We start from the raw sequence: 12,934 nt of genomic DNA, 5'->3' as shown, positions 1-12,934 counted from the left end.
TGCGATACGACGGCGCTCAGGCCTCTTCGGTTTCCTTGTAGTCGCCCACGGGCACGCAGCTGCAGAACAGGTTGCGGTCACCGTACACGTTGTCGACGCGGCCGATGGGCGGCCAGTACTTCGCGTTCTTGAGTTCGGCCAGCGGAAACGCGCCGAGTTCGCGCGAGTACGGGTGGCTCCACTCGGTGCCGAGCAGGCTCGCAGCCGTGTGCGGCGCGTGCTTGAGCGGGTTGTCTTCCTTCGGCCACACGCCTTCTTCGATGCGGCGGATTTCGCCGCGGATGGCGATCATCGCGTCGATGAAGCGGTCGAGCTCGGCCAGCGGCTCGCTTTCGGTCGGCTCCACCATCAGCGTGCCGGGCACGGGGAAGCTCAGCGTGGGCGCATGGAAGCCGTAGTCGATCAGGCGCTTGGCCACGTCTTCGGCGGTGACGCCGCTGGTGTCCTTCAGCGGGCGCAAATCGAGAATGCACTCGTGTGCGACGTGCCCGTTGGGGCTCGCGTACAGCGTGGGGTAGTGGTCCTTCAGACGCGCGCTGATGTAGTTGGCGCTGAGAATGGCCGTTTCGGTCGCGGCCTGCAGGCCCTTGGCGCCCATCATGCGGCAGTACATCCAGCTGATCGGCAGCACGGCCGCATTGCCCAGCGGCGCGGCCGACACGGCGCCCACGCCGTTCGACGGCATGCCGGCAGTCACGTGCCCCGGCAGGTACGGCACGAGGTCTTCGACCACGCAGACCGGGCCCACGCCCGGGCCGCCGCCGCCGTGCGGAATGCAGAAGGTCTTGTGCAGGTTCAGGTGGCTCACGTCGCCGCCGAACTCGCCGGGTGCCGCCACGCCGACCAGTGCGTTCATGTTGGCGCCGTCGACGTACACGCGGCCGCCGTGTTCGTGCACGAGCTCGCACAGTTCCTTCACGCGCGTTTCGAACACGCCGTGCGTGCTGGGGTAGGTGATCATCACGGCGGCCAGGTTGGCGCTGTGCTTTTCGCAGGCGCGCTTCAGGTCGTCCATGTCGACGTTGCCTTGCGCGTCGCAGGCCGTCACCACCACCTGCAGGCCCACCATCTGCGCGCTCGCGGGGTTGGTGCCGTGCGCGGAAGACGGAATCAGGCAGATGTTGCGGTGGCCCTGGCCCTTGGCTTCATGGAAGGAGCGGATGGCCAGCAGGCCCGCGTATTCGCCCTGCGAGCCCGCGTTGGGCTGCAGGCTGATGCCCGCGTAGCCGGTGGCTTCGCACAGCCAGGCGCGCAGTTGGGCGTCGAGCTGGGCATAGCCCTGCTGCTGCTCGGCGGGCGCGAAGGGGTGGATGTTGGCGAACTCGGGCCAGGTGATGGGGATCATCTCGCTGGTCGCGTTGAGCTTCATGGTGCAGCTGCCCAGGGGGATCATGCTGCGGTCGAGCGCCAGGTCTTTGTCCGACAAGCTGCGGATATAGCGCAGCATCGCCGTCTCGCTCTTGTGGGTGTTGAACACCGGGTGCGTGAGAAAGGTGCTGCTGCGGCGCAGGTCTTCGGGGATCAGCGGCGTGGTGCTGCCCGAGAGGTCGTCGAAGCGCGGCGCCTGCGTGCCGGCGGGCGCGAACAGGCTCCACAGGGTTTCGACGTCGGCGCGCGTGCTGGTCTCGTCGAGCGAGATGCCCAGGTGCTGCTGCAGGCGTTGGCGCAGGTTGACGCCGGCGGCCTGTGCGCGCTCGATGATCGCAGGCGTGTCTTCGCCGGTGCGGATGGTCAGCGAATCGAATGCGGTGGTATTGACCGGCTCGCGGCCCATCTGCGACAGGCCCTTGGCGAGGATGGCCGTGAGCGCCGCCACGCGCTGCGCGATGCGCGTGAGGCCATCAGGCCCGTGGTACACGGCGTACATGCTGGCCACCACGGCCGGCAGCACTTGCGCGGTGCAGATGTTCGACGTGGCCTTCTCGCGGCGGATGTGCTGCTCGCGCGTCTGCAGCGCGAGGCGGTATGCGGGCTGGCCGTGCGTGTCGACGCTCACGCCGACCAGGCGGCCCGGCAGCGAGCGCTTGAACTCATCGCGGCAGGCGAGGTAGGCGGCGTGCGGGCCGCCGTTGCAAAGCGGCATGCCGAAGCGCTGCGTGGTACCGCAAACGATGTCGGCATCGAATTCGCCGGGCGCGACGAGCAGCGTCAGCGCCAGCAGGTCGGCCGCGACGATGAGAGCGGCGTCGCACTGATGCGCGTGGCCCGCGAGCGGTCGCAGGTCGTGCACGTGGCCAGTGGTGGCGGGGTATTGCGCGAGCGCAGCGAAGAACTCGCCGCTCACCATCAGGTGCGGCAGCGTTTCCGACACGGTGCTGACCTTCACTTCGATGCCCAGCGGCGCGGCGCGCGTCTTGATGACTTCGATGGTTTGCGGATGGCAGTCGCCCGACACCAGGAACACGTTGCTCTTGCTCTTCACGCTGCGCTTGGCCAGTGTCATGGCTTCGGCAGCGGCCGTGGCTTCGTCGAGCATCGAGGCGTTGGCGATGGCCATGCCCGTGAGGTCGCACACCATCGTCTGGAAGTTGAGCAGGGCTTCCATGCGGCCCTGCGAAATCTCGGCCTGGTAGGGCGTGTAGGCGGTGTACCAGGCGGGGTTCTCGAGCACGTTGCGCAAGATGACGCCCGGCGTGTGCGTGCCGTAGTAGCCCTGGCCGATGAAGTTCCTGAACACCTTGTTCTTCGATGCCATCACCTTCAGCTCGGCCAGTGCATCGGCTTCGGTCGCCGGTGCGGGCAGGCGCATCGGCTTTGCGCGGCGGATGGCCGCGGGCACGATGCCGTCGATGAGCTCCGCGCGCGTTTCCGAGCCGATCACCGGCAGCATGCGCGCCTCGTCCGCCGCATCGATGCCGATGTGGCGGGCGAGGAATTCTTCGGCGTTCTCTAGTTCTTGCAAAGAGGGAAGGGCGGGCGTCGGCATGGCGTTGAGGGCTCGGGGAGAAAAGACAAAGGTGCTGAAGAACTCAGCGGATCAGGATTCGGCGGCGAACTTGTCGTAGCTGGCAGCATCCAGCAGGGCATCGAGCTGCACGGGTTCGCTCAGCTTGACCTTGAAGAACCAGCCGGCGGCCAGCGGGTCGCTGTTGGCGAGCGACGGGTCGGCGCGCAGCGCTTCGTTCACCTCGGTGATCTCGCCCGACACGGGCATGAACACGTCGGCCGCGGCCTTGACCGATTCGACGACGCCGGCAACTTCGCCCTGCGCAAAGGTCTTGCCGACTTCGGGCAGGTCGACGAACACCACGTCGCCCAGCGCGTCCTGCGCATGCACGGTGATGCCGACGGTGGCTGCGTCGCCTTCGACCGACACCCATTCGTGGTCCTTGGTGTACTTGATGCTCATGGAAAAACTCCTCGTGGAAAAAATGAATCGGGGTGCAGAGCCTAGCCGGTCGACCAGGCTCAGCCGCGGTAGTAGCGGGTGGGCACGAACGGCATCGTCGAGACCTCCATCGGCACCGGTTTGCCGCGCACGATGGCCTGCACGCGCGTGCCCGGCTCGGCGAAGGCGGTGGCCACATAGCCCATGGCGATGCAGCGGTCGGCTGTCGGGCCGAGCAGGCCGCTGGTGACGATGCCGATGTCGTGGCCTTCGAAAGACTGAAGCACCGTGCCGTCGCGCACCGGAATGCGTTCGAGGGCGACGAGGCCCACGCGCTTGCGCTTCAGCGTGTCGTGGTCGGTGTGGCCGGCAGCGCCTGCGGCAGCAACGGCGAGCTGCGCGAGGATCTTTGCCGCACCAGGAAAGCCGCCCTCGCGCGCGCCGCCCGTGCGGCGCACCTTCTGCATCGCCCAGTTGAGCGAGGCCTCGACCGGCGTGGTCGCGGTGTCGATGTCGTTGCCGTAGAGGCACAGGCCGGCTTCGAGCCGCAGCGAATTGCGCGCGCCCAGGCCGATGGGCTTGACCTCGGGCTGGGCCAGCAGCAGGCGGGCCAGCGCCTCGGCGTCCTTGGCGGTCACCGAGATCTCGAAGCCGTCTTCGCCGGTGTAGCCGCTGCGGGTGACGAAGGCCGCAATGCCGCCGATCTGCACCGCGCCGCCGGTCATGAATACGAAGCGCTCGATGCCGGGCGACAGCCGTGCCAGCGTGGCAGCGGCCTGCGGGCCCTGCAGCGCCAGCAGGGCATGGTCGGGCAGGGGCTGCACCTTGCAGCGGCCGCCGATCTTCTGCTGGATGTGAGCGATGTCGGCCACCTTGCAGGCACCGTTGACGATCACGAAGATCGAACCGTTGCCTTCGTTGAAGAACATCAGGTCGTCGAGGATGCCGCCCTCGTCGTTCAGCAGCAGGCCGTAGCGTTGCTTGCCGGCGGCCAGGTCGATCACGTCGACGGGCATCAGGGTTTCGAAGGCGGCCGCCGCATCGGGCCCGACCAGGCGCAGTTGGCCCATGTGGGAGATGTCGAACAGGCCGGCCGCATCGCGCGTGTGCTTGTGCTCGGCCATCAGGCCGGCGGGGTACTGCACCGGCATCGAGTAGCCGGCAAAGGGCACCATGCGGGCGCCGAGCTCCACGTGGAGGTCGTGCAGCGGCGTCTTGAGAAGTTCGGTAGCAGGGGCGGAAGAAGCAGCCACGGGGCACTCCAAAGGGGCAGACGAATTCCATGACGCAAGCCATGGGCCACCCCTGCTGTCCGCTTTACCTGAGAGATTCGCCCCACGATCGGGGTTTGCTCCTTCGGTGGGCCGATGGGCAGTTTTCACTGCAACGGCCTCTCTCCAGCAAGGAAACGCCGGTGTTCACCGGCGCCTTGTCAGTCCTTTTGCCTGAGCGTTCGGGAAACCCCTGCGCCTTCGGCGGCCCCGGCACGCGGGGCTCTCTCCTGACCCTGGCGAGTGTAGTGGATCGCGCGGGGCCGGGGTTTGGCGTCAGTGGATGATTTCGGCCAGCGGCAGCAGCTTGTCAATGCGCTCGCGCAGGGATTCGGCTCGTTCCACGCCCGCGGTTTTCTCGATCTCGGTGAGCATCAGGGCGGCGATGGTCAGCATCGCCTGCCGGTCGCGGGCCTCGCGCAGGGCGTCGCGCATCTGCAGCGCGAACTTCGGGTCGCGCCGCACGAACATGCGCTCGCAGATGTCGAACAGGAACATGCGCGTGGTGGCCAGCGAGCGCTTGCCGTCGAAGGTGTCGGCCGAGGTGGCGGCGACCTGGATCGGCTCGGCGGCGGCGATTGGCGCGGGCTGGGCGGGGGCCGCTGCTGGTACAGGTGCCGCGGTAGCCTGCGGGGCCTGCAGGTAGCCCCGCTGCACGAGTGCCTGGATCGCCTGTTCGGCTTCAATCCGGTTGGCGAACAGCGGACTGAAGTCGGTCAGCGAGCGCCGGCCGTCGGCCATCAGCAGCAGGGCGCGCTCACGCTGGCTGAGCGTGCGCTGTCCGCCCTGGAGTTCGTCGCGCGCCTTGTCGGTCTTGGTGGGAAACATGGCAGCCACAGCTTTCGGGAATCGAGGGCTGCAGCATCGTTGCAAGTGGTGACATCTTCATGAACCGTTTGCCTTACAGGGGCAATCGCGGCTGGCCTTCAGCCCGCGCTTTCCTTGCGTATGAGCCACTGGTTGCCCACGCGCTGCAATTCCAGCGTCTTGCGGCTTTTCTCGCGCAGCTTGTCGGCGCTGTAGGTCTGTTGAAAGCTCGCGCTGGCCGCCTGCCCCTGGACGCTGATAACGAGGCTGTCGATGCTCACGCTGATGGCCGCCTTGTCGGCAATGCGCGCGCGGCGGTCGGCTTCCCAGGCCTTGCGGTCCTGGCCGCGGGGTGGCGCGAAATCGGGTGCATAGGCGGCCAGGTAGCGCGCCACGTCCCGGGCTGACCAGGCCGCGGCCCAGGCGCGCACGGCGGCTTCGACTTCGCGGATGCTGGAGGCGGGATCGGCCGGTGCTGCTACCGATACGGGGGCTGGTGCCACGGCGGGCGTTGAGGGCGGGGCGCCGAAGGCAGCCGGAGCCAGCAAGGCACCGCCCAGCAGGCAGCTCAGGAATCGATTCATGACGCAGTCCCCTCCTTGTCGGTTGTTGGCCCTTGGCCCGTCGCCCGATTCTGGCAGTGAACATGCACCGGGCCGATCAGGCCCCGGAGCCCAGGCCGCTACTTGAACCCGAGCACGTGCGGCAGCCACGTACTCAGCGCCGGCACGAAGGTCAGTATGAGCAGCACCGCCCCATGCGCCCACAGGAACGGCACCAGTTCCTTCACCAGCGCCGACATCGGTACCTTCGACACGTTGCACGTCACGAACAGCAGCCCGCCCACCGGCGGCGTGATCATGCCCAGCGTGAGGTTGAAGATCACGATCATCGCGAAGTGCACCGGATCGACGCCCAGCTTGATGGCCACCGGCGCAAGGATCGGCGCCAGCACCATCACGCCCGGCAGCGGCTCGATGAAGATGCCGAACAGCAGCAGGAACACGTTGACGATGATCAGGAACATCCACGGCGAGAGGTTCATGCTGATGAGCCATTCGGCCATCTGCTGCGGAATGCCTTCGATGGTCAGCACCCACGCGAACGAGGCCGACAGCCCGATGATGATCAGCACAGAAGCCGACAGCAGGGCAGAGCGCGAAAGAATGTCCGGCAACATCTTCCATTCGAGCGTGCGGTAGACGAACTTGCCGCACACCAGCGCGTAGAACACCGCCACCACCGAGGCTTCGGTCGGCGTGAACCAGCCGGCGCGCATGCCGCCAAGAATGACCACCGGCAGCAGGATCGCGGGAATCGCCTTCCAAGTGGTGATCAGGATCTCGCGCAGCGGTGGCGTTTGCCCATCGCCCTTGTAGTTGCGCTTTTTCGAGACGTAGAAGTTCACGATGCACATCGCCACCGCGATCAGGATGCCCGGCATGATGCCGGCCGCGAACAGCGTGCCGACCGACACGCTCTCGTCCTGCAGCGCGTAGATGATCATGATGATCGAGGGCGGTATGATCGGCCCCACGATGGCGGTCGAGGCCGTGAGCGCCGCGGCGTACGAGCGGTCGTAGCCGGCCTTGTCCATCATCTTGATGAGCATCGACCCCGGCCCCGCCGCGTCGGCCAGCGCCGAGCCCGAGATGCCCGAAAAGAAGGTGAGCGACACCACGTTGGTGTAGCCCAGCCCGCCGCGCCGGTGGCCCACGAACTGGCCCGCGAAGCGCAGCAGCACCTCGGTGAGCGAGCCGCCGCTCATGAGCTCAGCCGCAAGAATGAAGAAGGGCACCGCCATCAGCGGAAAGCTGTCGATGCCGGTGAAGGTTTCCTTCAGCAACACCATCAGCGGGTAGTTCTCCGCGAGGATGAGCGTGGTAACGGTGGAGAGGCCCAGCGCAAAGGCCACGGGCACCCCGATGGCCAGGAAAATGCAGGCGGAAACGATCAGAACAATGCTTGCGTCCATGGTCGTTCTCCTTACAGCGACGCCGAGGCGTTGGCGTCGAAGTGCGCGTCGGACGCGAACTCCCTGCGCAGCACGTAGCCGCGCACCACCAGCAGCCAGTGCACGATCAGCAGGATGCCGCCGAACAGCATCGCGCTGTAGATGTAGGCGAACGGAATCTGCGTCACGGCAGTGAGCTGGAACATCGTGCGTTCCATGTACAGCCAGCCGTACCAGACCATGAAGCCGAAGAATGCGAAGAGCAGCCCGGCGACGACGATGCGCACCGCGACGGCCGCGTTGCGGGGCAATGCGTCTTGCAGGTTCTCGACCGCGATGTGCCCGCCGTAGCGCAGCACCGGCCCGGCGCCCAGGAAGGTGAGCCAGATCATCATGTGGCGCGACACCTCTTCCGCCCATTCGAGCGACTGGCTCGTGGTGTAGCGCAGCACGACGTTGGTGAAGATGATGACCGACATGGCGGCCAGCAGAAGAATCAGCGCCCAGCGGTTGGCGGCGAGAAAGTAGCGCTCGAAGGCTTGCACTTTGTGTTGTTCTCTGTTCTGTCTGAAAAACGAAGCGCCCGGCGCACGCATGCGTGCCGGGCGCGTTGCCGGAAAGCCGGCCGTGGCGGCTCAGGGCTTACTTGACGTCCGTGATCTTCTTGATGTTGTCCGCGCCGAATTCCTTGGCGTAGCTCACGTAGGCGGGCTTCAGCGCCTCGCGGAAGGCGGCGCCGTCGACGGTGCGCGTGACCTTCATGCCGTCTTTCTCGAGTTGGGCGATGCCGTTGTTCTCGTCGTCATTGACCTTCTTGCGCTGTGCGATGGAGGCCTTCTTCGCGGCTTCGGTGAACACCTTCTTGTCGGCGTCAGACAGCTTGTTCCACACCTTCGGCGACAGCAGCAGCAGCGCCGGCGAGTACACGTGGCCCGTGAGCGAGAGGTGCTTTTGCACCTGCGAGAACTTCGACGACAGGATCACCGGAATCGGGTTCTCCTGCCCGTCGACCGTGCCCTGCTGCAGCGCGCCGAACAGTTCGGGGAAGGCCATGGGCGTCGGCAGGATGCCGAAGGTGCGGTAGCCGTCCATGTGCACCTTGTTTTCCATGGTGCGCATCTTCAGACCGGCCGCATCGCTGGGCTTGACGATGTCGCGCTTGCTGTTCGTCATGTGGCGGAAGCCGTTCTCCGTCCAGGCCAGCGCGATGATGCCCTTGCTCGGGAACTTGGTCAGGATGTCCTGGCCGATGGGGCCGTCCATGACCTTGCGCGCATGGTCGTAGTCGCGGAACAGGAACGGGATGTCGACGATCTTCACTTCGGGCACGAAGTTGCCCACCGGACCGGTCGAGGTGTTGACCAGGTCCTGCGTGCCGAGCTGGATGGCCTCGATCTGCTCGCGCTCGCCGCCCAGCGCCGAGTTGGCGAAGTGCTGGCACTTGTAGCGGCCTTGCGTGCCCTTCTCGATTTCTTCGCAGAACACCGTGGAGCCCACGCCGTAGTGCGACTCCTTGGAAGTCGCGTAGCCGATCTTCAGAACGGTCGGTTGCTGCGCGAAGGCGGAAGTGCCCAGGGCGAGCGAAAGGCAGGCGGCGGCGATGTGGCCGAGTTTCATGATGTCTCCGGGGGTTGGGGTCAGGTGCGCGTCAGGCGCAACGGACTATGCAACAACCGGAAGCTTTACCGCGTCGGGATTTTCACGGACGTACTCGCGAATGACGGCCTCGAAGCTCTCGTCGGACGTGAGCCCCAGCGCCCTCGCACGCACGGTCTCGATGTGGCCCGGCCAGGTTTTCACGATGCGCTGGATCGTCGGGTCGGGCGTGCGGTCGAGCAGGGCAGTGGCGGCTTTGCCGGCCACGCGCTCCAGTGCCGCGGCCATTTCGCCGACCGTGGTGGCGAGCGAGGGCAGGCTGAGCGCGGTGCGCGGCCCCCATTGCGCATCGCTCGCCTCGGCGGCGCGGATGATGCCTTCGATGGTGCGCGCGGGTGACGCAATGGCGACAGGCGTTGCGTCGGGCACGGGGCAGGCGGCGGGCAACCCGGCCAGCGGCTCGCGGATCATGCCGCTGAAGAAACCCGATGCCGCGCCGTTGGGTTTGCCCGGGCGCACGCTCACCGTCATGAGGCGCACGCTGCGCCCGCGCACGAAGCCCTTGCGCGTGAAATCAGCCACCAGCTGTTCACCAATGAATTTCTGGATGCCGTAGCTGGTCTGCGGCGTGGGCAGCGTGTGGTCTTCGATCACCTTCGGCAGGGGCTGCTCGGGCGAATCGCCGAACACGGCGAGCGAGCTGGCGAACACCAGCACGGGTTTCGTGCCGAGCGTGCGTACTTTTTCGAGCAAGGCATGCGTGGCCGCGAAATTGCTGCGCATGCCTAGGTCGAAGTCGGCCTCGCATTCGCCGCTCACCGCAGCGGCCAGGTGGAAGATGGCGTCGGCCTCGCGCCAGACGGTGGCATCCGCGTCGGCGGCGAGCTGTGCGTTCAGGTCGCCAGTCACGGCGGTGATGCGCGGGTCGGCCGCGAGGTCGGCGGGGGCGCCCGCGCGGTCGACCAGCGTGATGCGTTCGATGGGCCGGGCCGGCGCACCAGCCAGAGAAAGGCTGCCTTGCTTCAACAGCGTGCGTGCAAGGCGCGCGCCCAGAAAACCGGCGCCGCCGGTGATGACGATCTGCATGGGTTTTTGTCTCCTGTGAGCCGCAAGAATAAGCGAGGCTCACCAGAGCTTGGCGCAGGCGCCGCTCAACACCACATCGGCACTGGGGGCCGCGGGCGAGGCGCTGCGCTCGCGCGTCACGACGAGGCGCGAGACCTTCGACAGCAGCTTCTCGGAGGTGTCGGGCAGCGTCAGCGTGCCGGCGCCACTTGCCGGCACCACGCCGACGGCAAAGGGCGCTGCGTCGGCGGGCAAGGCCCACAGCACGAGCCGCTCGTCGCCCGAAACGGGCAGCGCCGTCGCACCCAGCACCTTCAGCGTGACCGTGCGGCCATGCCGCAGCGAACTGACCAGCAATCGGCCCCGGCCCTCGGTGTCGGTGAGCACACCCACATAGCTTTGCGGCAGCCGCTCGCCCGTACGCATCGCAAGTTGGTCGCTCGTGATGAAGATGCCGGGCACGGCAAGGAACAACGCGCTTGCGGCGATGACGCCCGCCACGAGTCCACCGAAGCCGAAGCCCGCGGGCCGCAGCCAGCCGGTCCAGCGCGAGGGGCGCGCCTGTCGTGCTTGGGCGGGCTGGGTGCGAGCAGCGATCGCGCGCCAGAGATCGGCCGAAGGCTTGCGCTGCGGCACCGACAGGGCCAATTGCCCGAGCCGCTGTTCCCATTGCGCCACCACGTCGCGCACGTCCGCGCGATCGCGCATCAGCCGCTCGAAGCGTCGCCGTGCGCCGCCATCGAGCGTGCCCAGTGCGTAGGCCGACGCCAGCGCATCCAGCAAGCGAGGGTCGGTGTATCTCATGGCGCCACCCCTTGCGCGCTCAGGCAGGCGCGCAGCTTGTCGAGCCCGCGCCGTATCCAGGCCTTGACCGTGCCGAGTGGCGCATTCATCTGCGTCGCCACCTCGGTGTGCGACAGGCCCTGGTAGTAGGCCAGCGCCAGGCTCTGGCGAAAGCTGCCGTCCAGCGCCGACATGCAGCCCTCGATGCGAAGCGCGTGCATGGCCTGGTCGAACAATTGGGCCGCGCCGGGCGCGGGGTCGGCTGCCGTGTCGGCCTCGGTTTCTGCCTCGCCGTCCGGACCGGTGGCCAGCGGCTGTTCGTGCGCGTTGCGCCGCTTGCGTGCGCGCAGCGAGTCCAGCGCCTTGTTGCGCACGATCGCGATCAGCCAGGTGATGGGCTGGATCTCTTGCCCGTCGACGCTGGAGCGATAACCGCCCGCGTTTTTCCAGATGCTCACATAGGCCTCTTGCAGCACGTCTTCGGCCGCCTGTTCATTGCCCAACATACGAACCGAGACGCCGAACAGATGCAGGTGCGTGCGTTCGTAGATCTGGGCAAAGCACGCGTGGTCGCCACGGGCCGCGCCGGCGAGCAGGTCTTGCAGGTTCATCAGAATATTTCTATTCATGCGGGCGAGTATTGCATCCGTTCCTGCGTGCGTGTCGTTTCTGGAGAAGGGCCGGATGATCCGGTCCGTATTCGTTTGTTTATCTTTTCTTCTTGAACCGGGAAATGCCATGACATTGAAATCGACGCGAATCCTTCCCTTGGGCACGGCCCTGCTGGGCGCCGCCTTGCTTGCCGCCTGCGCATCGCCAGCCACCGAACTGCCAGCCGCCATCAAGGCATCCGATGGCGAACGCGCCGCCTTCACCTGGCATGCGGTGGGCGTGCAGATCTACGAATGCAAGGCCGGCGACAAGGGCACGCTGGCCTGGCAGTTCGTGGCGCCTGAAGCCGAGCTTTACGGCCCCGGCGGCGCCAAGGCCGGCACGCACGGCGCGGGGCCGAACTGGACCGCGCTGGACGGCAGCAAGACGGTCGGTACGTTGAAGGCCCGCGCCAACGGCCAGCGCGAAGCCGACATTCCGTGGCTGCTGCTGACCGCCAAGTCGGCGGGTGGCCCAGGAAAACTCGCCGACGTTACCGGCGTGCAGCGCATCAATACCCTCGGCGGCAACGCGCCGGCAAAGGGGTGCGAGGCGCAGGCCGATGTGGGCAAGCGCATCCGGCAGGACTACAGCGCCGACTACGTTTTCCTGGTTGCCAGGTAGCCGCATGAAGCGGGCCAGCCGGCCCGCTTCATGCTCAGCTCTTCTTGGCGCCACCGGCCCTGAAGCTCTCGACGGAAGCCTTCAGGTCCTTGTACTCCGGGCAGGCCATGTTGCAGGCCTGGCCCAGCGCAGCAAGGCGCTGCTCGGCCTTGGGCAGATCGCCCATCGAGATGTACAGCTCGCCCGAGTATTCGAGCGCGCCGACGTGCTTCGGATCGATCTTCAGCGCAGCGTCGTAGTACTTCTCCGAGGCGGTCCACTTGCCGGCGCCGGACTTGCGCAGGGTGTAGCCCATGAGGTTGTTCCAGTCGGCGTTGCCGGTGTCGTTGACCCGTTCGAGTTCGCTGATGGCCGCGGTCCACTTGCTGTCAGCGATCAGCGCTCGGGCGGCGGATAGCTTGTGGGCAGGCGCCGCCTTGGCGACCTGCGCGGGGGCAGGTGCCGGATCTGCGGCGAGCGCGTGGCCGGCGGCGAGGGCCAGAGTGGCGGCGATGGCTATGCGGTGGAGCAGGGTGTTCATGGCGAAAGATCCTCTTCGATAGGTTGAATGGGTTGGCGGATAGCGACGCGTATCGCCGTCCTGATTCCATTTACGCCACGGGTTTCCGAATGGACGCATCGCCGCAGAAAAAAGATGAGAGCCTTTCGCGGACCCGCAGCAGTTGTTCTCGGCAGGCCGGTAACTGATCGGCGAACACAACAGCAGCACTCATTGTGCGAAGGGCACCGGGTGCTCCCCGCAGCGAAATAAAGACACCGTTGTGCCTGTCAAGCACCGGCCGTCTTGAGGTAGTTCGCGTCGAAGGGTTTTCGAGACCTCAGGACGCCGTAGGCGATGGCCAGAAGCTTGTGCAT

13 protein-coding genes and 2 riboswitches are annotated in these 12,934 nt (G+C 66.5%); of the genes, 1 reads left to right on the top strand and 12 read right to left on the bottom strand.

Annotated elements, in window-relative coordinates:
• Positions 1-16: 16 nt before the first annotated feature.
• From gcvP to ACSFBF_RS30665, 11 genes are all read right to left on the bottom strand, one after another.
• A complete protein-coding gene (gene gcvP, locus ACSFBF_RS30715) occupies positions 17-2,926 on the bottom strand; it encodes an aminomethyl-transferring glycine dehydrogenase (protein WP_435473647.1) in 2,910 nt (969 codons plus the stop codon).
• 51 nt (positions 2,927-2,977) lie between these two features.
• Entirely contained in the window at positions 2,978-3,349 is a 372-nt protein-coding gene (gene gcvH / locus ACSFBF_RS30710) for a glycine cleavage system protein GcvH (RefSeq protein ID WP_435473645.1), read from the bottom strand.
• Between the two features lie 59 nt (positions 3,350-3,408).
• A complete protein-coding gene (gene gcvT / locus ACSFBF_RS30705) occupies positions 3,409-4,581 on the bottom strand; it encodes a glycine cleavage system aminomethyltransferase GcvT (RefSeq protein WP_435473643.1) in 1,173 nt (390 codons plus the stop codon).
• Between the two features lie 45 nt (positions 4,582-4,626).
• Positions 4,627-4,739, bottom strand: a riboswitch (glycine riboswitch).
• A 12-nt stretch (positions 4,740-4,751) separates the two neighbouring features.
• A riboswitch (glycine riboswitch) is annotated at positions 4,752-4,842 on the bottom strand.
• Between the two features lie 33 nt (positions 4,843-4,875).
• Entirely contained in the window at positions 4,876-5,427 is a 552-nt protein-coding gene (locus ACSFBF_RS30700) for a hypothetical protein (protein WP_435473642.1), read from the bottom strand.
• Between the two features lie 98 nt (positions 5,428-5,525).
• On the bottom strand, positions 5,526-5,990 hold the full coding sequence (locus tag ACSFBF_RS30695; protein ID WP_435473641.1) for a L,D-transpeptidase Cds6 family protein: 465 nt from the start codon (positions 5,988-5,990) through the stop codon (positions 5,526-5,528).
• Positions 5,991-6,088: 98 nt separating this feature from the next.
• Entirely contained in the window at positions 6,089-7,381 is a 1,293-nt protein-coding gene (locus ACSFBF_RS30690; RefSeq protein WP_435473639.1) for a TRAP transporter large permease, read from the bottom strand.
• An 11-nt stretch (positions 7,382-7,392) separates the two neighbouring features.
• On the bottom strand, positions 7,393-7,905 hold the full coding sequence (locus ACSFBF_RS30685; protein WP_435473637.1) for a TRAP transporter small permease: 513 nt from the start codon (positions 7,903-7,905) through the stop codon (positions 7,393-7,395).
• Between the two features lie 97 nt (positions 7,906-8,002).
• Positions 8,003-8,977, bottom strand: a complete 975-nt coding sequence (locus tag ACSFBF_RS30680; RefSeq protein ID WP_258354183.1) for a TRAP transporter substrate-binding protein — start codon at positions 8,975-8,977, stop codon at positions 8,003-8,005.
• Between the two features lie 45 nt (positions 8,978-9,022).
• Entirely contained in the window at positions 9,023-10,042 is a 1,020-nt protein-coding gene (denD, locus tag ACSFBF_RS30675; RefSeq protein ID WP_435473635.1) for a D-erythronate dehydrogenase, read from the bottom strand.
• A gap of 39 nt (positions 10,043-10,081) precedes the next feature.
• Positions 10,082-10,825 carry an anti-sigma factor gene (locus ACSFBF_RS30670; protein ID WP_435473633.1) on the bottom strand — a complete coding sequence of 248 codons (744 nt, stop codon included), beginning with the start codon at positions 10,823-10,825 and terminating at the stop codon, positions 10,082-10,084.
• Complete coding sequence (locus ACSFBF_RS30665; protein ID WP_435473631.1) at positions 10,822-11,415, bottom strand: RNA polymerase sigma factor; 594 nt, start codon at positions 11,413-11,415, stop codon at positions 10,822-10,824. Before ACSFBF_RS30665 ends, ACSFBF_RS30670 begins: the two co-directional genes overlap by 4 nt.
• 127 nt (positions 11,416-11,542) lie before the next feature.
• Here ACSFBF_RS30665 and ACSFBF_RS30660 point away from each other — a divergent pair, with 127 nt between their 5' ends.
• Entirely contained in the window at positions 11,543-12,079 is a 537-nt protein-coding gene (locus ACSFBF_RS30660; protein ID WP_435473629.1) for a DUF3455 domain-containing protein, read from the top strand.
• 34 nt (positions 12,080-12,113) lie between these two features.
• Here ACSFBF_RS30660 and ACSFBF_RS30655 read toward each other — a convergent pair whose 3' ends face one another.
• The gene (locus ACSFBF_RS30655) at positions 12,114-12,599 is read right to left on the bottom strand and encodes a tetratricopeptide repeat protein (protein ID WP_435473627.1); all 486 of its coding nucleotides are present in this window, start codon (positions 12,597-12,599) and stop codon (positions 12,114-12,116) included.
• Between the last annotated feature and the right edge of the window lie 335 nt (positions 12,600-12,934).

The organism is Variovorax nivicola (assembly GCF_051216475.1).
Classification (GTDB): domain Bacteria; phylum Pseudomonadota; class Gammaproteobacteria; order Burkholderiales; family Burkholderiaceae_C; genus Variovorax.
The sequence above is the reverse complement of the archived record's forward strand: the minus strand, read 5'-3'. Positions and strand labels throughout refer to the sequence as shown.

What these genes read in the sequence shown, in the direction of transcription:
- ACSFBF_RS30690 (WP_435473639.1), bottom strand. Translation starts at nt 7,381, where the DNA reads ATGGACGCAAGCATTGTTCTGATCGTTTCCGCCTGCATTTTCCTGGCC.
- ACSFBF_RS30670 (WP_435473633.1), bottom strand. Translation starts at nt 10,825, where the DNA reads ATGAGATACACCGACCCTCGCTTGCTGGATGCGCTGGCGTCGGCCTAC.
- ACSFBF_RS30680 (WP_258354183.1), bottom strand. Translation starts at nt 8,977, where the DNA reads ATGAAACTCGGCCACATCGCCGCCGCCTGCCTTTCGCTCGCCCTGGGC.
- denD (WP_435473635.1), bottom strand. Translation starts at nt 10,042, where the DNA reads ATGCAGATCGTCATCACCGGCGGCGCCGGTTTTCTGGGCGCGCGCCTT.
- ACSFBF_RS30665 (WP_435473631.1), bottom strand. Translation starts at nt 11,415, where the DNA reads ATGAACCTGCAAGACCTGCTCGCCGGCGCGGCCCGTGGCGACCACGCG.
- ACSFBF_RS30660 (WP_435473629.1), top strand. Translation starts at nt 11,543, where the DNA reads ATGACATTGAAATCGACGCGAATCCTTCCCTTGGGCACGGCCCTGCTG.
- ACSFBF_RS30700 (WP_435473642.1), bottom strand. Translation starts at nt 5,427, where the DNA reads ATGTTTCCCACCAAGACCGACAAGGCGCGCGACGAACTCCAGGGCGGA.
- ACSFBF_RS30695 (WP_435473641.1), bottom strand. Translation starts at nt 5,990, where the DNA reads ATGAATCGATTCCTGAGCTGCCTGCTGGGCGGTGCCTTGCTGGCTCCG.
- gcvH (WP_435473645.1), bottom strand. Translation starts at nt 3,349, where the DNA reads ATGAGCATCAAGTACACCAAGGACCACGAATGGGTGTCGGTCGAAGGC.
- ACSFBF_RS30655 (WP_435473627.1), bottom strand. Translation starts at nt 12,599, where the DNA reads ATGAACACCCTGCTCCACCGCATAGCCATCGCCGCCACTCTGGCCCTC.
- gcvP (WP_435473647.1), bottom strand. Translation starts at nt 2,926, where the DNA reads ATGCCGACGCCCGCCCTTCCCTCTTTGCAAGAACTAGAGAACGCCGAA.